Annotated in this window: 17 protein-coding genes and 2 pseudogenes; 16 read left to right on the top strand and 3 right to left on the bottom strand. The window is 36.9% G+C overall.

Translation table 11 applies throughout. The features are described from left to right. The first annotated feature begins 87 nt into the window (after positions 1–87). The 4 genes from AC806_RS06145 to AC806_RS06130 all read left to right on the top strand — a co-directional run bounded on the left by AC806_RS06145 (position 88) and on the right by AC806_RS06130 (position 5,786). A complete protein-coding gene (locus tag AC806_RS06145) occupies positions 88–2,223 on the top strand; it encodes a penicillin-binding transpeptidase domain-containing protein (protein WP_069028978.1) in 2,136 nt (711 codons plus the stop codon). Positions 2,224–2,433: 210 nt separating this feature from the next. Further along, positions 2,434–4,314: an ABC-F family ATP-binding cassette domain-containing protein gene (locus AC806_RS06140; protein WP_069028977.1), complete on the top strand. Its 1,881-nt coding sequence runs from the start codon at positions 2,434–2,436 to the stop codon at positions 4,312–4,314. 19 nt (positions 4,315–4,333) lie between these two features. After that, entirely contained in the window at positions 4,334–5,281 is a 948-nt protein-coding gene (locus AC806_RS06135; RefSeq protein ID WP_014124966.1) for a thymidylate synthase, read from the top strand. 16 nt (positions 5,282–5,297) lie between these two features. After that, positions 5,298–5,786: a dihydrofolate reductase gene (locus AC806_RS06130; protein ID WP_061840521.1), complete on the top strand. Its 489-nt coding sequence runs from the start codon at positions 5,298–5,300 to the stop codon at positions 5,784–5,786. 277 nt (positions 5,787–6,063) lie between these two features. On the opposite strand, the gene AC806_RS06125 is transcribed toward AC806_RS06130, so the two are convergent. Next, positions 6,064–6,519: an ASCH domain-containing protein gene (locus AC806_RS06125; RefSeq protein WP_069028976.1), complete on the bottom strand. Its 456-nt coding sequence runs from the start codon at positions 6,517–6,519 to the stop codon at positions 6,064–6,066. A gap of 81 nt (positions 6,520–6,600) precedes the next feature. Continuing rightward, the gene (trhA, locus tag AC806_RS06120; RefSeq protein ID WP_014124963.1) at positions 6,601–7,254 is read right to left on the bottom strand and encodes a PAQR family membrane homeostasis protein TrhA; all 654 of its coding nucleotides are present in this window, start codon (positions 7,252–7,254) and stop codon (positions 6,601–6,603) included. 232 nt (positions 7,255–7,486) lie between these two features. Here trhA and AC806_RS06115 point away from each other — a divergent pair, with 232 nt between their 5' ends. From AC806_RS06115 to AC806_RS06065, 11 genes are all read left to right on the top strand, one after another. Then, positions 7,487–8,554, top strand: coding sequence for an iron-containing alcohol dehydrogenase family protein (locus AC806_RS06115; protein WP_061840524.1), 1,068 nt, complete (start codon positions 7,487–7,489; stop codon positions 8,552–8,554). 119 nt (positions 8,555–8,673) lie between these two features. After that, positions 8,674–9,522: a DegV family protein gene (locus AC806_RS06110; protein ID WP_061840526.1), complete on the top strand. Its 849-nt coding sequence runs from the start codon at positions 8,674–8,676 to the stop codon at positions 9,520–9,522. Between the two features lie 229 nt (positions 9,523–9,751). Next, positions 9,752–10,642, top strand: a complete 891-nt coding sequence (locus AC806_RS06105) for an SGNH/GDSL hydrolase family protein (RefSeq protein WP_069028975.1) — start codon at positions 9,752–9,754, stop codon at positions 10,640–10,642. Then, positions 10,636–11,283 carry a YpmS family protein gene (locus tag AC806_RS06100; RefSeq protein ID WP_371873145.1) on the top strand — a complete coding sequence of 216 codons (648 nt, stop codon included), beginning with the start codon at positions 10,636–10,638 and terminating at the stop codon, positions 11,281–11,283. The genes AC806_RS06105 and AC806_RS06100 overlap by 7 nt, the downstream gene beginning before the upstream one ends. 10 nt (positions 11,284–11,293) lie before the next feature. Beyond that, complete coding sequence (msrA, locus tag AC806_RS06095; protein ID WP_014124958.1) at positions 11,294–11,809, top strand: peptide-methionine (S)-S-oxide reductase MsrA; 516 nt, start codon at positions 11,294–11,296, stop codon at positions 11,807–11,809. Beyond that, positions 11,806–12,027, top strand: a complete 222-nt coding sequence (locus tag AC806_RS06090) for a YozE family protein (RefSeq protein ID WP_014124957.1) — start codon at positions 11,806–11,808, stop codon at positions 12,025–12,027. The genes msrA and AC806_RS06090 overlap by 4 nt, the downstream gene beginning before the upstream one ends. 27 nt (positions 12,028–12,054) lie before the next feature. Further along, complete coding sequence (locus AC806_RS06085) at positions 12,055–13,467, top strand: S41 family peptidase (protein WP_069028974.1); 1,413 nt, start codon at positions 12,055–12,057, stop codon at positions 13,465–13,467. 25 nt (positions 13,468–13,492) lie between these two features. Then, positions 13,493–14,038: a signal peptidase I gene (lepB, locus tag AC806_RS06080; protein ID WP_061840530.1), complete on the top strand. Its 546-nt coding sequence runs from the start codon at positions 13,493–13,495 to the stop codon at positions 14,036–14,038. A gap of 591 nt (positions 14,039–14,629) precedes the next feature. Further along, positions 14,630–15,736, top strand: a complete 1,107-nt coding sequence (locus tag AC806_RS06075) for an IS4 family transposase (RefSeq protein WP_069028973.1) — start codon at positions 14,630–14,632, stop codon at positions 15,734–15,736. Positions 15,737–15,927: 191 nt separating this feature from the next. After that, positions 15,928–16,866 carry a 2-dehydropantoate 2-reductase gene (locus tag AC806_RS06070; RefSeq protein WP_014124954.1) on the top strand — a complete coding sequence of 313 codons (939 nt, stop codon included), beginning with the start codon at positions 15,928–15,930 and terminating at the stop codon, positions 16,864–16,866. 25 nt (positions 16,867–16,891) lie between these two features. Next, a complete protein-coding gene (locus tag AC806_RS06065; RefSeq protein WP_014124953.1) occupies positions 16,892–17,929 on the top strand; it encodes a PTS sugar transporter subunit IIC in 1,038 nt (345 codons plus the stop codon). Positions 17,930–18,233: 304 nt separating this feature from the next. Here the strand turns inward: AC806_RS06065 and AC806_RS06060 are convergent. Next, a pseudogene (locus AC806_RS06060) lies at positions 18,234–19,187 on the bottom strand (IS256-like element ISEfm2 family transposase); the annotation flags it as partial. Positions 19,188–19,416: 229 nt separating this feature from the next. On the opposite strand from AC806_RS06060, the pseudogene AC806_RS12330 reads away from it, so the two are divergent. Next, a pseudogene (locus AC806_RS12330) lies at positions 19,417–20,177 on the top strand (transposase). Positions 20,178–20,349 lie beyond the last annotated feature (172 nt).

The following is a 20,349-nucleotide window of genomic DNA, read 5'->3' as shown; positions in this document are numbered from 1 at the left end:
ATTTTTTGAAATCTGTGTTTTTGCTTTTTTAATTTGAAATTTTTGGTAAAATGGAAAAAGTAGACCGACTATGGAAGGAATGTCATCATGTCTAAGAAAAACAATCATTTGCGTAATTCTCAAAACAATGAGAATGAAGAAAAAAATTATACATATAAAAGATCGCATGTTCCTTTTCGCTTAAATGTGTTATTTGTGGTGATTTTTATCTTATTTGTGGCTTTAGTGATACAATTAGGAAATTTACAAATTGTTAATAGCGATAATATGGAAACTAGAATCAAAGCGTCTACAGAACGCACAATTGAGCAAGGTACGCCAAGAGGAACGATTTATGACTCTCAAGGGGAGCCTTTAGTTGACAATAATTCAGAAGCTTCGATCACATTTACTAGAGGTTTAGATATGCAAGCGCAAGATTTATTGGATATTGCAATAAAATTAGATGATTTGATCGATATTGACGTAGACGAAGATAAGTTGACGGAACGGGATTTAAAGGACTTCTGGTTAGCAGATGAAGACCACCTTGAGACTGCTCGTGATCGTTTAACAAGTAAAGAATCCAATTTATCAGATTCTGAAGAATATTCTGCTTTGGTGGATAAAGTAGAAGATGATGAGATTGATTTTAATGAAGATCAATTAAGATTGGCTACGATCTTTCAACGGTTAAATGGTACGCAAGAGCTAAGTACTGATTTTGTTAAAAATCAAGATGTTTCTGATGAAGAAATTGCTCGCGTTTCAGAACGCAGTACTGAATTACCGGGCGTATCTACTGGAATGGACTGGACCCGTAAAACAGTTACTGATGATAGCCCATTGCAAAGTGCTATCGGCCAAGTTTCCACACAAGAACAAGGTCTGCCTGCCGAAGAGGAAGAAGAGTATATTGATAAAGGCTATTCTCGTAATGACCGCGTAGGAACGAGTTATTTAGAAAAACAATACGAAAGTGTTTTGCAAGGTACTAAGGCAAAAATTGAAGTTTCTGTTGATCGTAACGGACAAATTGTCGATCAAAAAACACTCTCTGAAGGTGAGAAAGGTGATAACCTAAAACTTTCTATTGATTCAGAATTTCAACAAAGAGTGGATAAGATTGTTAGAGATAATTATCAAGGCTTGATTGACGATGGTATGGCTAACTATTCTCCTGGGATTTATGCTGTGGCTATGAATCCAAAAACTGGCGAAATCCTTTCAATGAATGGGTATTATCATGAAACGGGTTCTTCTGATATAAGTGAAGATGCCATTGGGACGTATACAAAATCATTTACACCAGGTTCTGTTGTTAAGGCAGGGACATTAACTGCTGGCTGGAAAGCAGGTGCTATTCAAGGCAACCAAGTACTCTATGATCAACCTATTCGTTTAGCTGGCTCAAATAATAAGGCTTCTATTTTCAATAGAAATGGGAATAATAACCAAAATGTTTCTGCCCAAAAAGCTTTAGAATACTCTTCAAACTCCTATATGATCCAAGTAGCTTTAAAAATGATGGGGATCAATTATGATGGTGAAACAATTGCTATTCCTGGCGTGCAAAATCAAAAAGGTGTTTACAAACAATTACGTGATGCCATGGCACAATATGGTCTGGGTGCTGAAACCGGGATTGATTTGCCAGGGGAGACAACCGGGATTCGCACTCCGGTGGATGATTTAAGTGACGCCAAAGGACAAGCAGGAAATGTTTTAGACTTAGCTTTTGGACAGTTTGATACCTATACACCGATGCAGTTAGCACAATATGTTTCAACTGTAGCTAACGATGGTCAACGAGTTCGCCCCCATTTAGTTACTGGAATTTATGGCAATGATGACAAAGGCGGACTTGGCGACGAGAAAGACAAAATTGATACAGAAGTACTCAATGATGTGGATATTTCAGAAGGAAATCTCAATACTATTCAAAAAGGGTTTCATGATGTAGCACACGGAGATGATGCTTGGACAACTGCTAAAGGTTTGGATGATGCTGAAATGGATTTAGCAGCTAAAACTGGGACTGCTGAAATGGTCGTTGTTGAAGATGGCGATGAAATTCAGGTGGATGGTTTAAGCATGGTAAGTTATGGTCCTTATGATGACCCTGAAATTGCTTTTGCTGTAATGATTCCGCAAGTTCGACGCAGTGACGATAGAGGTAAGCCAAACGAAAAAATTACCAAAGAAGTTATGGACGCTTACTATGATTTGTATAAAGACAATTAATTAAATAAAAAAGTGGGAAAGCCCTGAAACGCCCCGCAAAAGTTAGCATCTTCTTCTGGCTTTTGCGGGGCGTTATACACTGTGCTTCCTGCTTTTTTTGTTATATGATAAAAACGAATGCTTTTTAAATTTAGAACATTTTTTTAACTTGGAACCTTTACAGTAAGCAATTATTTTGTGATACAATAAGATGGATCGGAGGAAGATATCGTGAAAGAATTAAAGGTTAGCGATCTTTCAAAAACATACGGGGATAAAGTACTTTTTGATCAAATTTCATTTATTATTCATGAACATGATCGTGTAGGATTGATTGGTGTTAACGGCACCGGAAAAACGAGTTTGTTGTCGATCCTAGCTGGTTTACAAGATGACGATGGAGATCAGCGACATGTTTTTTACCCCAACGATTATCGCATGAGTTATTTACCGCAAGAAACGACATTAGCAGCTGATCAAACGGTGTTAGAAGCTGTATTTCAAGGGGAGAATGAACAAGTTGCTGTAGTAAAGCAATATGAATCAGCTTTACTTGAACTAGAAAATAATAGTCAATCGACTAAAGCACAAAATAGATACGCTGCAGCTCAAGAAGCAATGAATGAAAAAGATGCCTGGAATACTGATACCAACGCTAAGATCATTTTACAAAAATTAGGGATTTCAACTTTAGATAAAAAGGTAGGCACATTATCAGGAGGACAGCAAAAGCGAGTGGGCCTGGCGCAAGTTTTGATCGACGAACCTGATTTGCTTTTGCTTGATGAGCCAACCAATCATTTGGATTATGAAGCAATTGAATGGCTGGAAGACTATCTAGCCCATTATAGAGGCGCACTTTTAATGGTCACCCATGATCGTTATTTTTTAGATCATGTTACTAGTCGCATTTTTGAACTATCCTTTGGTAAACTTTATGAATATCAAGGCAATTACGAAACTTATGTAATGGAAAAAGCGGAACGACAAAGAGTAGCGGCTGAACAAGAAGAGAAGCGTAAGCAATTATATAAGCAAGAATTGGCTTGGATGCGTACAGGACCTAAAGCACGAGGAACGAAACAACAAGCACGCATTAATCGTTTTGAGGATCTAAAAGATAATCTTCATCAAGTACAAAATGATGAACAGGTTGCTTTGGATTTTGCGACTAAACGTTTAGGCAAAAAAGTATTGGAAATTAAAGATGGTTCTTATCAAATGGGGCAACAAACGATTTTAGAACATTTTAATTTATTGGTGCAGTCAAGAGAACGTTTAGGGATTACAGGTGAAAATGGTGCAGGTAAATCGACTTTATTAAATATCCTGGCAGAGCGTTTACCACTTGACTCCGGGGAACTTATTGTTGGTGAAACTGTAAGAATCGCTTATTATACTCAACAAAATGAAGCAATGGATGAAGATAAGCGTATGATCAGTTATTTGCAAGAAGCAGCTGAAGAAGTTACTCAAAGTGATGGTACTACAACAGATGTCGCCGAAATGCTGGAACAATTTTTATTCCCGCGATTTATGCACGGCACTAAGATAGGTAAATTATCCGGGGGAGAAAGACGTCGTTTATATCTATTAAAATTATTGATCGGACAACCCAATGTTTTACTTTTAGATGAGCCGACTAATGATTTAGATATTGATACCTTGACGATTTTGGAAGACTATCTGCAAACATTTCCGGGAGCAGTTATTGCGGTTTCACACGATCGTTATTTCTTAGATAAAGTAGCAGAAAAATTACTCATTTTTAACGGAAATGGTGTCATCGATTCGTATATGGGTTCTATTGCCGATTATCGACAAGAAAAATCAACTAGCGTCAAACCTTCTAAAGCAAAGTCAGTTGCTAAAAAAATAGATCCCAAAACACCGAAAAAGAAAAAATTAACATATGCAGAACAAAAAGAGTGGGAAACGATTGAAGATGAGATCGATACTTTAGAAAGAACAATTGCTCAATTAAAAGAAGAAATGAATCAACAGAGCGATAATTATACTAAACTGCAAGAATTACAAGAAGATGTCGATCAAAAAGAAGAAGAATTGACGAATAAAATGGCGCGTTGGGAATACTTAAGTGAGTATGTATGAATAAGGGGAGGAAGACTGAATGGAGCAAGTTTACCTGGATTTAGGCCGTAAAATTTTAGAAGAGGGAAATCAAAAAGAAGATCGTACAGGTGTGGGTACTAAAAGTATTTTTGGCTACCAAATGCGTTTTGATTTGAGCAAAGGCTTTCCGCTATTGACGACTAAACGAATCCCTTTTGGTTTAATAAAAAGCGAATTATTGTGGTTCTTAAAAGGAGATACGAATATTCGGTTCTTGCTTGAGCATAATAATCATATTTGGGATGAATGGGCTTTTGCCAATTATGTACAAAGTGAGGACTATAAAGGACCAGATATGACTGATTTTGGCCGGCGTTCTTTGGTGGATGAAGCGTTTAATCAAGCCTATAAAAAAGAACATGACAAGTTTTGTGAGATGATCTTAAACGACCAAGAATTTGCAGAGAAATACGGCGACTTAGGCAAAGTTTACGGCTATCAGTGGCGTCACTGGGAAACGACGGATGGGAGTTTTATAGATCAAATGAAAAATGTAATCGAATTGATTAAAACAAATCCTGATTCACGTCGCATGATTGTCACGGCTTGGAATCCTGAAGATGTTCCAAGTATGGCTTTACCCCCTTGTCATACCATGTTTCAGTTTTATGTGAATAATAACAAACTAAGCTGTCAGTTGTATCAGCGTAGTGGAGACGTTTTTTTAGGTGTACCTTTTAATATTGCAAGCTATGCGTTGTTAACCCATCTAATTGCACATGAAACGGGATTAGATGTAGGTGAGTTTGTTCATACATTAGGCGATGCTCACTTGTATAATAATCATTTTGAACAAATGAAAGAACAGTTATCACGTGATATCAAACCAACGCCAAGTTTGATATTAAATCAGGAAAAACATTCGGTATTTGATTTTGATATGGATGATATCCAAGTAGAAGGTTATGCGCCACATCCCGGGATCAAAGCACCGATCGCAGTGTAATGGGAGGTAATATGAATTGTTAATCGCTATTTGGGCACAAGATAAGAATGGATTAATTGGAAAAGATAATAAACTTCCTTGGTATTTACCTAATGATTTAAAGTTTTTTAAAAATAATACAATAAATAATACCTTAGTTATGGGAAGAAAAACATTTGAAGGCATGGGTGGGCGTCCTTTACCTGATCGTGAAACGATTATTCTAACAAAAGATCCTAACTACAAAGCAGAAAATGTAAAAATTTTACATTCGATAGATGAAGTTATTGGATTAGCCAATCGACAATCTACGCCTGTTTTTGTTGGCGGAGGAACAGAGATTTTTCGGGCACTTCTTCCACATTTTGATTATTTATATCGTACTTTTATTGATGAGGTTTTTACAGGAGATACTTATATGCCAGAAGTAGATTGGTCTCAATGGAAGCTAAAAGAAGAAAAAGAGGGTGTGATTGATGAAAGAAATCATTATAAACATCGCTTTGAGATTTACGAAAGAGTATAGTTCGCTAACATGAATGTTGAATTGAATTTTGTGTAAATAAGCGAAGTTTTACTCAATTTTGATTTTTTGAGTAAAGAAATAAAATTCGTTTCTTCAATAATGAAAAGTTGAGGAATGAAATCGAAATTCATTCCTCATAAAAGTGATAAATCGAGCTATAAATACAATTTTTATCTTAAGTAAGACGGAATTGAATAAAGAAATAAGGAAAGTTTCCTCAATTTTTGGATAATAAGGAATGGAACTTAAATCTTTTACTCAACAATAAACGATTCGTTCACTTATATACCACTTTGAATACTTCACAAAGACAGGGAATATCTTCTGAAAATGTTTTGTTTGCATCAGCGTATTCTCGTTTAAAAAAGTCTTCATGTACTTTACGCCAATACGAAAGTGTACGATCACCTTCGCCTTCGTGATAGGCATGTTCTGCGGATACAAAATTAAAAGGGACTATTTCTGCAACTTTGGTTTGGGTAATGCAAACTGGGTGATGATTCCCGTCAAGAATCATATTGTATTCGCCGACTTCCGGTATTTTTTCGCCAATTTCGTATAAGTCATAAGCTGAGGTTGTAGCTGTTTTATCGCCTTTAACGACCAATTCGGCTAGTTCATCAGCCATTTGTTTACTGTCGCCAAAAGACCAAGCTGAATAGTTTGTGGTACTGATGCCTTTTTCCTTAACAAACTGTTTCCAGTAATTTTCAATTTCAGTTTGATTGTTCAAATAAAAAATTCCTTTCTTTGATAAAAAAATTTCCTCAAGTATTGGTTAAAGGGCGAATACTTGAGGTTTTATTTTTCTAATTTAAGTAAAAAACAAAACGGAGAAGTACATAAATCCTGCACCTAACATAACAAATAAGTGCCAGACAACATGCATAAACCGTACATTTTTTAGACTATAAAAAATGGAGCCGATCGTATAAGCCAGACCGCCGCTAGCTAAAAGTAGAGCCCCCGAAATTCCTAGAGAGTCGATCAATGGCCGAAAGGCAATAATACATGCCCAACCCATCAAAACATAAATTAAAGTAGAAAGTTTCGAGACAGTTTCTTTTTTGTGCAACGTACATGATTTGTAGACAATACCCGCAATCGCTAACAGCCAAATTACACTGCACAATACCCAGCCAAAGGTGCCGCCAATGCTTAATAAACAAAAAGGTGTATAGCTGCCTGCGATCAGTAAATAAATAGAAGCATGATCGAAAACTTGAAAGACTTTTTTTGCTTTGGTAAATATCAGACTATGAAATAGCGTAGATGTTAAGAAAAGTAAAATCAACATTGAACCATAAATTGCATAAGATACAATATGGATAGACGAGCCCAAGCGCGTTCCGCTTACTAGTAAAATGATGAGCCCGGCAACGCTTAAACCAAAACCAATGCCATGAGTTATCGCATTAAAAACTTCGTTTGTTATTAAGTATTTATTTGTAAATTTTTTCGCCTCCACTAGCTTCCCTCTTTCCAGTAAAATATGTTCGATCTTTAATTCGACTATACACGTAAACGTTTTTTTATTCAAGAATATTTGCTAAAAGTAACGATTGTTTTAATAAATTCTTATGTGTGCAAAAAATTAAACGAATATTTAGAAAATTATAATTATAATACGCTTTCAACGTTGACTTCAGAAAAAATAAGTTGTAAACTTACTCCAATTTCAATAAACAAGGAGTGTGGCCATGAATATTAATGATGAAGTTCGTCCTGGAGGAAATCGTTATGTTAGCGGAACGAATGTTATAAAAGATCTACCCGAATATTTAGCAGCTTTTAAAGATATAGCCATTGTTACAGGAAATGTTTCTTACCGAGTTTTTAATGATTATTACCAAGAAGAATTGCCTTTTCCTGTTTACCGTTATGATGGCAGTGCGAGTTATGAAAACGCGCAAGAAATCGCAAACCAAATTGGTAAAGCAGATGTCATTGTTGGTATTGGAGGTGGACGTGTCTGTGATACTGCAAAGTTAACAGCTGAAGTATTAAACTGCGATGTTATTTTAGTTCCAACTTTGATCTCAAATTGCGCGCCGTTTACCCCAATTACAGCTGTTTATTATCCTAATCGTACTTTTAGATGCATGGGCTTTCAAACTCGTGCGCCTTATCTAACTTTGGTCGATTGGCAATTTCTATTGGCGACACCTAGAGAATACTTCGAAGCAGGCATTGGCGATACTTTGGCGAAGTGGTACGAAATTGAAGGGATTACCCGACGTTTAAATGAAGAGGATAAATCCGCTTATACACGTTTGGGGATTGCTTGTGCCAAAGAAATTGCAGCAATTTTATTTGAAGATTCACAAAAAGCAATCAACTCTTTGAATCAGCAGACCATTACACCAGCTTTTGCTCGAGTGGCGGACACAATTGTTGCACTGGCAGGAGAAACAGGTGGCTTTGCGGTAAGTTATGGACGTTCAGCGGGTGCTCATGCAGTCCACGATGGGCTTTCTTACTTGGAAGAAACGCATAAGGCACTGCATGGTAAAAAAGTTGCTTATGGTATCTTAGTGCAGTTAGCCTATACCAATGACTTTGATGAAATAAGCAAGATCCTTCCATTTTATGAACAAATTGGCCTACCTAATAAATTAGCACAAATGAATATTGAGAATGCGACAAAAGAAAGTCTAGCACCAGTGATTCAACAAGCGGCAGCAAAAGATGATACTTTTCCTATGATAGATCCAGAAGTGACCGAAGAGCAAGTTTTTGCCGCAATTCAAGCGGTGGAAGCTTTATAAGTTTAAGCATTTATTTTTGATGAAAATTCAAGTTCATTCTGTTATACTATTTAAAGAAATGATTTGGCTTTGACCACTTAAAAAAGGGTGCAGCTAAAAGAAAGAGTGAACAGAAAATTATGGCAAAACTGAAAATAGTAACAGATTCGTCAGCTACGATGAAGCCAAGTTTAAGGGACGAATACGATATTCATATTATCCCTCTTTCTGTTATGATCGACGGAACGGTTTATACTGATGATGAAAATCTTACTGGCGAAAATTTTATGGAAATGATGGCAAAAGCCAAAAAATTACCCAAAACCAGCCAACCACCTATTGGCGAATTTGTTAACTTATATGACGAATTAGGAAAAGATGGTAGTGAAATTCTATCTATTCATATGTCTGAAAAGCTTAGTGGAACTGTTGGAGCTGCAAGACAGGCAAGTAATATAAGCCAAAGTAAAGTAACAGTTATTGATACAGAAACAACAGATCAATCCTTAGCTTTTGCGGTGATGCGTGCTGCGCAGCTGGCACAAGATGGAAAGACTTCAGAAGAAGTATTGCCTGAAATTCAACAAATGTTAAAAAATACAAAATTATATATTGGCGTTTCAACGCTCGAAAATCTTGTGAAGGGTGGGCGTATCAGCCGAGCAAAAGGCCTTTTGTCAAGTATATTGAGTATACGTGTCATTATGGAATTTAAAAACGGAGATTTATTTCCTATCGTAAAGGGACGAGGATCTAAAACCTTCAATAAATGGTTTGAACGTTTGAAAAATGAATTGAAAGAAAATTCGACGGTAAAAAAAATTGGTATTTCTTATGCTGGTGGCAAAGAACAGTGTGAAAAGTACAAAAATGAATTACAGGAATTATTCCCTCAACTGGAAATTTATCTACTGCATACAACACCTATTATTGCGACGCATACGGGAAAAGATGCATTTGCGATTATGTATTATGCGGATCAAGTTTAATAAAATAATGAAAGAGGCTGGGAAAAAAGTCACTTTTCAGTAATGATCATAAAAAAAGTTTTTTGCTTAGAAAGTGATTATTGCTGGAGACATTTGTCCCAGCTTATTTTGATTTTTTAAATTTTGGTGAACAAATTGAAAATCAGTACGATTTTTTCATTATTTTTGATAAACTGATTGTGTGTAAATTTGCAAGAATAAGATTAAATCTTAGAAAGAGGAAAGAGCCATGAAGAATAAAAAATTTTTTATTCCAATCTTTAGCGTGGCGGCTATCGCTTTAATCATTTTTTTGGTCCTTCAGCTAAGTTTTCCTAAAGCTCAGCCTAAATTAGTCGATAGTGCAAGCGCCAATGATAGTAAGGTCAAAGATCATATTCACTATACAGCTGTGGGTGACTCTCTCACTGAAGGTGTAGGAGATGCGACACAAAATGGTGGCTTTGTTTCTCTTGTGGCGGATGATTTGCAAGACGATTATGCTTTAAGCAGCGTTGAAGTGGATAATTATGGCGTTGCAGGTGAACGAAGTGATCAAATTTTAGAACGTATCAAAGAAGATGATAAGACACAAAATGATATTGCTAGCTCTGATCTTATTACAGTGACAGTAGGTGGCAATGACATTATGAAAGTCATAAAAAGGAATATTTTTGGTCTAAGTGTTGATTCATTTGAAGGTCCGTTAGAAAAATATCAGGATAATCTTTCTGAAATATTAGAAGAAACTCGTTCTCTAAACGCAGATGCGGGCATTTATGTGCTAGGTGTATATAATCCTTTTTATGTTAATTTTCCCGAAATTGAGGATATGCAAACAATCATCCAAAATTGGGACGAAGGAACAAAAGAAATTGTTGAAAAAGATGAAAATGCTTATTTTGTCCCTATCAATGAAGTGATTTCGCAAGGAACTGGTGATGAAGCAGCGCTTAATACGAATAAAAAAAGTTCCTCTTCTGAGGAAGATGATGACCTAAATACGGTGAAAAATAAGGCACTTTATGAGGAAGACAATTTCCATCCTAATACGACAGGGTACCAATTAATCACACGTGAAGTGATGAAAAATATTGATACAACCAAAGATATTTGGTTAAAAGAGGAGAACGCATCGTGAAAGAGGAAAAACGTAAGCATAGAAAATCAACAGAGGAAAATGAAAGAAAAGCAGTTAATAAATGGAAAGTTTCATTTATTATATTATTAGGAATCATCTTAGGATTAGCTGCTTTCTTTTTCTTTCGCGCGACACAGCAAAGAGAAGTGATTCAATACGATACACAACCTATTGTGCAGCGTGAAGGAGAGCCCGTTCTATCAATCAATAGTAATAAAGAACAGATCAATTTATTGATGGATTTTTATTTGCAAAATTATCAAGCAGACTCTGATGTAGAGTACCATTTTCAATTAGAGAATCAAGCCATGTTAACAGGTGATTTTGAGGTCTTAGGCGCACCTATTACTTTTTATTTGTATTTTGACCCATATGTTACTGATAATGGAAATGTACAACTTAAAGCAGATAGTCTTTCAATCGGTACTTTGGATCTTCCAGTGGGTCAAGTGATGAAAATGATCGAAAAAAGCTTTAAATTTCCAAAATGGATTGAGTTTGATCCCGATGAAGAAACAGTACTTCTTCGACTTGATCAATTTCGTATGGAAAATGGGTTATTTATAAAAGCAGAGAAAATCAATTTAGTTGATGATGACATCCAAGTAAGTCTATACTTACCTCAGGACAAAGAAAAATAGGAGTGATTGTATGAAACAAAGAGCAATTTTTGCTGGCGGCTGTTTTTGGTGTATGGTACATCCTTTTGATGAACAGCCTGGAATTTATTCAGTAGTATCAGGTTACACCGGTGGTCATGTAGAAAATCCAACTTATGAACAAGTTGTTACCAAGACAACCGGACACACAGAAGCAGTTGAAATCATTTTTGACCCAGAAATTATTTCTTACAAAGATTTAGTCGAACTTTACTGGCAACAAACAGATCCAACAGATGCTTTTGGACAATTCCAAGATCGCGGAGATAATTATCGTCCAGTCATTTATTATTTAAATGAAGAACAAAAAGAAATTGCGGAAAAAAGTCGTCAAGCACTAGAAAACAGCGGTCGCTTTAACAAACCGATCGTTACCCAAATTGAACCTGCGCAAACATTTTATCCTGCGGAAATGTATCACCAAGATTTTTATAAGAAAAATCCCGAAAATTTTGCTAGAAATCATGCAAAACGCGCTGCCTTTATAAAGGAGAATTGGGGCGAATGAAGCGTAGTTTTTACCATTATTTAATGACCTTAAGAGGCCCAAATGCAGCTGATGAAATTCAAGTCTTTGCTAACAATGCGGCTAAAGATATCCAATTTCCTAAGCAAAGTGATAGTTATGAGGAAATTTCTGATTACTTAGAGATGAATGTTGATTATTTAAGTAATATGGATATTTTTGATAGTGTTTGGCAAAAATATTTAGAAAACAATCGGTGAAGTTCTTTATTAGAATTGAGGTGTTACATGAAAAATAAAAAGATATCTTTGAAAAGCTTCATTATTTCTTTAGTTCTTGTAGCTCTTATATCGGGAGGCCTAGTTTATTGGGTCACTTCAAGTGAATTTTTCCAATCTTCTTCTCTTTCCCAGAATGATTTGTACAAAGTTCATGCTTTGTATAATGATATTCAAGAAAACTATTATGAAGATGTTGACGATGAAGACTTAATTGAAGGTGCACTGGAAGGAATGACGGATTCTTTAGATGATCCTTATACTTCTTATCTAGGAAAACAAGAAGCCGGAGAATTTACCGAGTCATTATCTGGTGATTTTGAAGGGATCGGAGCAACTTTGACGATTGTCGATGACTTGCCAGAAGTTTCTGAAGCACCTGTAAAAGATAGTCCCGCTGAAAAAGCTGGCTTACAGGCAAAAGACAAGATTCTTGAAGTTGATGGAAAAAAGACCGAGGGTAAAGACCTTGATTCAGTTGTGCAGACCATTCGAGGCAAGAAGGGTTCTACTGTAAAACTAGCTGTGGAGCGTGACGATGAAAATTTTGATGTCGAAATCAAGCGCGATACAATCCCGCTTGAGTCTTTGGATTATGAACTTGATGAAGACCATCAAGAGGTGGGCAGTATTGAAATTGCCAGTTTTAATGAAAATACAGCTAAAGAGTTAAGAGATGCAATTAAGGATTTACGCAAACAAGGAGCCAAATCTTTTGTGATTGATCTCCGTCAAAATCCTGGGGGTTATTTAGATCAAGTAGAGGAAATGGCTAGTATGTTTTTAGCTGATGGTAAAACTATTGTTCAATTTGGAACTGATGAAGAGATTACAGGTAAAAGTAAAGCTTCTGAAAAATTGGACGGCGGTTTTAAAGTGAACGAGCCTACCACGGTACTAGTGGATAAACAAAGTGCTTCAGCTTCAGAAATTTTTGCGGCGGCTTTAAAAGAGTCAGCTAATGCGCCGATTGTTGGAACGAATACTTTTGGAAAAGGAACTGTTCAAAGCGTGAGTGACTTTTCTGACGATAGTGAAGTCAAAATGACCGTACAAAAATGGTTAACGCCAAAGGGCGAATGGATCAATGAAAAAGGTGTTGAACCAACAATAGAAGCTGATTTACCGGATTATGCTTACTTACCTCCGCTACCAAAAGATGAAACTTTTGAGAAGGGCGATCAATCAGATACGGTTAAGAACTTGCATAAGTTTTTGCAAGCATTAGGGTATGACACAAAAGGCGATGAGTTTAACGATAAAACTGTACAAGCTGTAAAAGACTTTCAAGAAGAACAAGACATTGAACCAAGTGGTAGTGTAGATAAAAAGACTAGCACAGCTATTGAACAAGAGGTTGTTAAAAAGATCCAAAATTCTGATTCAGTGTATAAAAAAGCAATTGAAGAACTAACAAAATGAGGAACTAGACGAGGTCGATAGCTAGATGAATAAAGAACGATTTTTCGAATGGTTTTGGCTGATAATAAAATATTCATTTGCTGCTGGTCTGCTAGCACTTTTGATTCGAGGGTTTTTGTTAATTCCTATGCCAGTGCAAGGAAGTTCAATGGAAGATACTGTGTCACAAGGAGATATGGTATTAGTTGAGCGTTTATCAAGTGTTAAACGTTTTGATGTTGTTGTTTTTAACCTCCCAGATGGTAGCACTTATGTTAAAAGAGTTATCGGCTTACCAGGCGAATCGGTTAGTTATAAAGATGATCAGCTTTATATCAATGATAAAAAAGTAGCTGAACCTTTCCTAGAAGATAATCTCCATAGTGATGACGAATCAGCTCCTTATACCCATGATTTTGATTTTGAAGAATTAATGGGTGTAAAGAAATTAGGAAAAGATAGTTATTTTGTCATCGGTGATAATCGTCGTCTTTCAAAAGATAGTCGTTCTTTTGGCGCAATTTCAGAAGATGAGATCTTGGGAACCGCTCATTTTGTTTACTATCCTTTGCCACATATGAAATTTATTTAAAGAGAAATCTTGTAAAGTTCAAATAGCCGACTTTACAAGATTTTTTTGTAAATGATTTTAATGAAAAGAATAATTATTTTTATTTTGCTAACTAGGATTAGGAAACAGTATTTGCAAATGTTTTTAAGTAACTAAAAAGTGGCCCTTTTTTACTTATATTTAAGACCAATTTTATATTTTTGGCCCTTTCCTTCTTAGACTTTGGGCCAAGTGCTTTATGTTTGGCCCTTTCTTAATTGTTTTTAAGTCCAAATGTTTAGCTCTTGGACCTTGTTCTGCTTGGTTTAGGGCCAAATATTTAGCCTTTGGCCCTTGTCATACTGAACTTAGGTCCAGTGGCATTACTTTGTTCATTAAGTTTAACTTTAGCATTTTAAATTAATTGCCATTTAATACTTTTACACTCTCCTACTTGAAGTTTCCGAATGAAAACTCTATAATGAGAAATGTGAAAATGTTTACTTATTATCACTAGTGGTGCATGAAACATTTTAAATTCACTCATTATGTTTCACACTATTTCCATCCATAAAAAAATCCTTTATACTGGTCTTGGATGACTTATCCAAGACCAATACAAAGGACAACAACATGGATAAGTATAAAACAATTTCAGCTTTTAATAAATGGCTTTCGAACATAAATTTCAAAAATTTACCTTTTTCTATTCGTGAGAAAATTTCGCAAGCCGACAAGTATCATAAAAAGTTTGATTTTGAACACTTTTTGAAAGTGTTTCTCTATGGCATCGACAATGAGTGCGAAAGTTTACGTGAAATAGATACAGCGTTTGTTTCGCCTGATCTACAACAGACCATGGCGTTAGATTCGATTAGTCATTCGCAGCTTTCCCGTGCACTCGCCCAGATGGATGACGAAATTTTGTGGGCGATCTTCGCCCAATTACTGGAGAAAGTACGGTCAAAAATACCGGTGACCAAACGAAACGCACTCTATCTCGTGGATTCTTCCACTTTTTCGTTAAATACCACTCGGTACCCTTGGGCGGACTTTCGCTCAACCAAAGCGGGGATCAAACTGCACTTAAAACTCTGTTTTATGGATAAAGAACACTTGTATCCGGATCAGTTTGAAGTCACGAATGCGGTAGAACATGATGACAATCACTTAGAAGTTTTTGTCAATCAACCGGAAGCGACCTATATCTTTGATCGTGGCTATATTGATTACGAGCGACTGGACGAGATGGAAGCTGACGGCTACTTTTTCGTCACAAGAGTGAAGAAAAACGCCAAAGTTCATGTCCTAGAAACTTATGAACCTTCTCAGAGTAAAAACATTTTGCGTGACCAAATGGTAGTGTTAGGCACTCAGGTTTATTTAACTTCCCCGTTTCGCTTGGTCACGATTCAGGATGAAAAAGGAAAACAATTACGCTTTGTCACCAACCGTTTTGATGTGACCGCCCAAGAAGTGGCCGACATGTACAAAGCGAGATGGCAAATTGAACTATTTTTTAAGCATATCAAGCAACATATGACGATTAAAAAGCTATTTTCACACAGTGAAAAAGGGGTAAGCAATCAAATCATTCTCGCCATGATTGCCAGTCTATTGACGTATTTACTCAAAGTAGAGACAGGAAGTAAGAAATCCCCGTTCCAAATCAAGCGCCTATTAAAACATCTGCTTTTTCAACCTTTTGAAGAATTGTGGGTATTACTCGTTCCTACGTGACGAAATAGCATTTGTCGTCGTTGCAACAGTATTCAGATAAATAATGAAAAAATTTTTTCTGGAAAAGTCATCCCTTGCGTAAGCATTTGATTTTTTTGTCATTTTTTAGAAAAAGTTAAAATCTGAATATTCTGATTATATTAATGCACCACTAGTGACTTATTATAAATTAAGTTTGGAGGCTTTTATTTATGAAAATTGCAATTGCAGGGGCCGGCGCGATGGGTTCCCGGTTCGGACTGATGTTGAAACAAGGTGGTAACGATGTTTTGCTAATCGACGGCTGGCAGGAGCATATCAATGCCATCAAAGAAAACGGATTGAAGGCTAATTATAATGGCGAAGAAATTACTGTTAAAGTCCCAATTGTTAATCAGAATGAGGTGCCCACTGGTGAGCAATTTGATTTGATTATCTTATTCACGAAGGCAATGCAGTTGGAAAAAATGCTGCAGGATGTTAAACCATTAATTGCTGATCACACAGAAGTTTTGTGTCTTTTAAACGGTATCGGTCATGAAGACGTAATCGAAAAATTCGTACCGATGGAAAAAATCTTTATCGGCAACACCATGTGGACTGCTGGTCTAGAAGGTCCCGGCAAGGCTAAATTATTTGGCAGCGGGTCTGTTAAATTGCAAAATCTAGGTATTGGCCAAGAAGAATCAGCGAAAAAATTGGCGGAAACTTTGTCCGCGTCTGGTTTAAATGCCAAATATTCCGACAACATTCATTATTCAATTTATCGTAAAGCTTGTGTCAATGGTACGATGAATGGCTTATGCACGATTTTAGACGTCAATATGGCGGGGCTTGGTGCAACCAAACCTGCTCATGACATGGTAGTGACTATTGTTAACGAATTTGCAGCTGTTGCTGCCAAAGAAAACGTCAACTTAGACATTCCCGAAGTAATCGAACATGTAGAAACTTGTTTTGACCCGACTACGATTGGTATGCATTTCCCATCGATGCACCAAGACTTGATAAAAAATAACCGTTTGACCGAGATTGACTACATCAACGGAGCCATTTCTCGTAAAGGTAAAAAATATGGCGTAGTAACTCCTTACTGTGATTTCTTAACGCAACTGGTTCATAGTAAAGAAGAAATTCTAGGAGCGAAATAGTAATCATTAGAAAGAGGACGAGAAAATGGAAGAAAAATTAACTCCAAAAATATTTTTAAATAAAGTATTAGCGGGTACCGCAACGGGGATCATCGTAGGGTTGATTCCTAACGCGGTATTGGCAGCAATTTTGAAATTATTTGGTGAAAATACCTTAGCAGTAACGATCACACAAATGGCAGTTATTTTCCAACTAGCTACTCCACTATTGATTGGCGCTTTGATTGCGGTGCAGTTTGGCTTCAAACCAATGCAAATGTTAGTAGTTGCCGGTGCAGCTTTCGTTGGCTCCGGTGTTGTGAAATTCAATCCTGACACAGCTACTTATATCGGTGCTGGTACCGGAGACATCATCAATACCATGATTACTGCATCAATCGCTGTCGGCATGATCTTGTTGATCGGCGAAAAATTTGGGTCCGTGGCAATTGTTGCAACACCAATCGTTGTTGGTATCGGCGCTGGTCTAATCGGCTATTATTTATATCCTTACGTAACCAAGATTACTGCCGCTATCGGTGACTTAATTAATACCTTTACTACTTTGCAACCAATTTTGATGTCAATCTTGATTGCATGTTCCTTTGCTTTCTTGATTATCTCGCCGATCTCTACAGTTGCCATTGGTATGGCAATTCAATTGAACGGTGTTTCTGCTGGTGCAGCCGCTATGGGTGTTGCCGCAACAACAGTTGTCTTGGTAGTTAACTCTTGGAAAGTCAACAAACCAGGGGTTACTTTGGCCATCGCATTGGGTGCTATGAAAATGATGATGCCAAACTTGTTTAGGAAACCAATTATCTTGGTGCCATGTCTATTCACCGCTATCATCTCAGCAATTCCAGCAGCGTTATTCTCAGTCTCAGGGACTCCTGCTTCTGCTGGTTTCGGTTTGGTAGGGTTGGTAGGTCCGTTGGCTTCATTGGACGCCGGTTTGAGTATTATTCTACTATTAATCAGCTGGTTTGTTGTACCAATCGTAGCTGCTTTCGTAGGTCAAATCTTATTTGAAAAAATCTTGAAATTGTATGATCGTAAAGATGTTTTCGAATTTTTAGGATAGTCAACTAGAAAAAGTGTGAGCCTTGTGCTCACGCTTTTTTGTGCAATTGAAGTTGGTGAATCTCAGCGAAAAGAGAAAGGTACCTTAAATAGTGTGTTTCTGGTCAATAGCACAATGAAATATCTAAATACATTATGAACTGCTTTTCGTTTTATGAAGAGCAGTTTGTGCTATTTGAGAAATTGCTCAATTTAATCATTAAGTAGTTTCATCAATGGTGACTATGCTACTGCAATTCTTGTTGTACCAACCGGGAGCGTCAATAATTTTGTGTAAATAACTCGTCCTTCTGCAAAATAATGGGTTACTCAGTAAACATTGAAGCTAATGTATCCGTCACTTGTTGGAAGCCTTTATGGCTTCTATTTAAGAATTTTTGATTGTATGTATCAAAGATGGATACTAGGAAACGCTCTAGTGATTCTTCATTTTGAAACTGCTCTTTTCTGCGGCTGTATTTCTTGATTTATTTATTGAAAGATTCGATTAAATTAGTTGAGTAAATGCTTCGGCGGATGCCAGGCGGAAACTCATAAAAAGTCAATAAATCTTGATTTTTTATCAGTGACTGCGTCACTTTAGGATAAGTTTTCTGCCACTTCTCAATCATACTCCCTAAAAAGGTATTTGCCTCTTCCTTTGAGCTAGCTTGATAAACAGCCTTAAAATCATCACAGATTTCTTTTCGATCTTTGACACGTACTTTATGAGCAATATTACGGGAAACGTGAACACAGCAATGTTGGTATTTAGCTTTAGGATAAATCTGGTGAATCGTATCTTTCATGCCTTTTAAGCCATCGGTAATAAACACTAAGACATCATGAACCCCTCTGGAGTAAATGTCCTGTAACAACTCATTCCAAACGTAGGTCGATTCAGTCGGAGCAATCGCATAACTTAGTACTTCTTTAGTGCCGTCTTCTCGTATACCAATGGCAATATAGATTGCTTCTTTGGAGACGGTTTGCCGTTTTAAAGGAATATAAGTAGCATCCATGAAAATAGCGACATACTTATCATTTAGAGTTCTAACTTTAAATGCATTTACTTCTTCAGTCAGCACTTTAGTCATGTTGGACATGGTTTGGGGCGTGTAGTGATGCCCATACATTTTCTCAATCAAGTCTGCGATTTCCGACATGGTAATACCTTTTCGGAAGAGGTGAATGACGGTCTCCTCTAAGGTATCATTCGTCCGTCTATAAGCAGGAACAGTCTGTTGCTTGAACTCGCCGTTGCGGTCGCGCGGAATTCTGTGAATGTGTTATGGTAACTCTATTCTACAGAAGAGACTTCCTTTTTTCTATTTACACAAAATATTTTATACTCTCGATTAAGGATTCAGAGATAATTTTTTAATTGAAGAATATCGAGAAGAATTATTAAAAAGGTATATTTTATAATAAACTTAGCCACTTCATAAAATAAAAAACATCATTACCCAATTTCATGTATTATTGAAGTTCCCACACAATCAATAAAGGATGAATTGTCCTGAGGATTTCACATATTTACGCAAAGGCAAACACCTTAAGTATCAGGAATGAAAAAAATTGAAGCTTGGAAATAACGTGACCGACAGCTATCCAATCGTGCAATCGCAAAATTACTCGAACGGCTCCTCAAACAATTCATACTGAAGTAAAAAACGGTACGGTCCGTCAAATTAAACGTCAAGTTCAAAAAGGAAAAACCTATGGCTATGAGCCCTTCGTTTATTCCGCCGATACTGGTCAGGCTTCTTATGAAAGAGCTCAAGTAAACTGTCGCAAACAACCGAAATGGGTTGCAGCTCCAGACTTCATGGCGTATGCTGATTATCAGATGAAGAAAAAAAAGTATTCACCCGATGTCCATGTGGGACGTGCAAAAAAACTGAACTTATTTCCCCATGAAGAGATTCCTTGCACGACAACGCTGTACAACTATATTGATCTTGGCTTAATGGAAACAAAAAATATTGACCAGCATCTCAAGATTCGGCGGAAAACCAACAAATCGCGAAACAGATGAAACAAAAAAATTTTTGGCGATCTGATCGAGAAACGACCGGATATGGTGGATAAACGGGAATGCTTCGGCGCTTTATCTCGAAGGGAACACGTATGGAACATGTATCCCTATCATTGATACGGCGTGTCCAAGACTGGATGAACAGGTTACCAAGAAAAATATTAGGCTACGCCACTCTCCCCGTGAGTGTTTACTTGAAGAGATGTCGAAACTTGCGCTCACTGCCGCATGAGCTTGATGATGAGACTCCTTGGCATGATGGTCTTTGGACAGTTCTTTGGAGTTAATCTCAGTACTTCTGACCAATCTACTATGCGCAGTGCCATGCCCGAGCTCATTTTCAAGCGCATGCTAGATAGTGTTTAAAATAGAATAACTAGTGAATTTCAATAAGTTGCTAAGTT

Source organism: Tetragenococcus halophilus (assembly GCF_001712815.1).
Classification (GTDB): domain Bacteria; phylum Bacillota; class Bacilli; order Lactobacillales; family Enterococcaceae; genus Tetragenococcus; species Tetragenococcus halophilus.
This window is presented reverse-complemented; position numbering and strand designations above follow the sequence as displayed.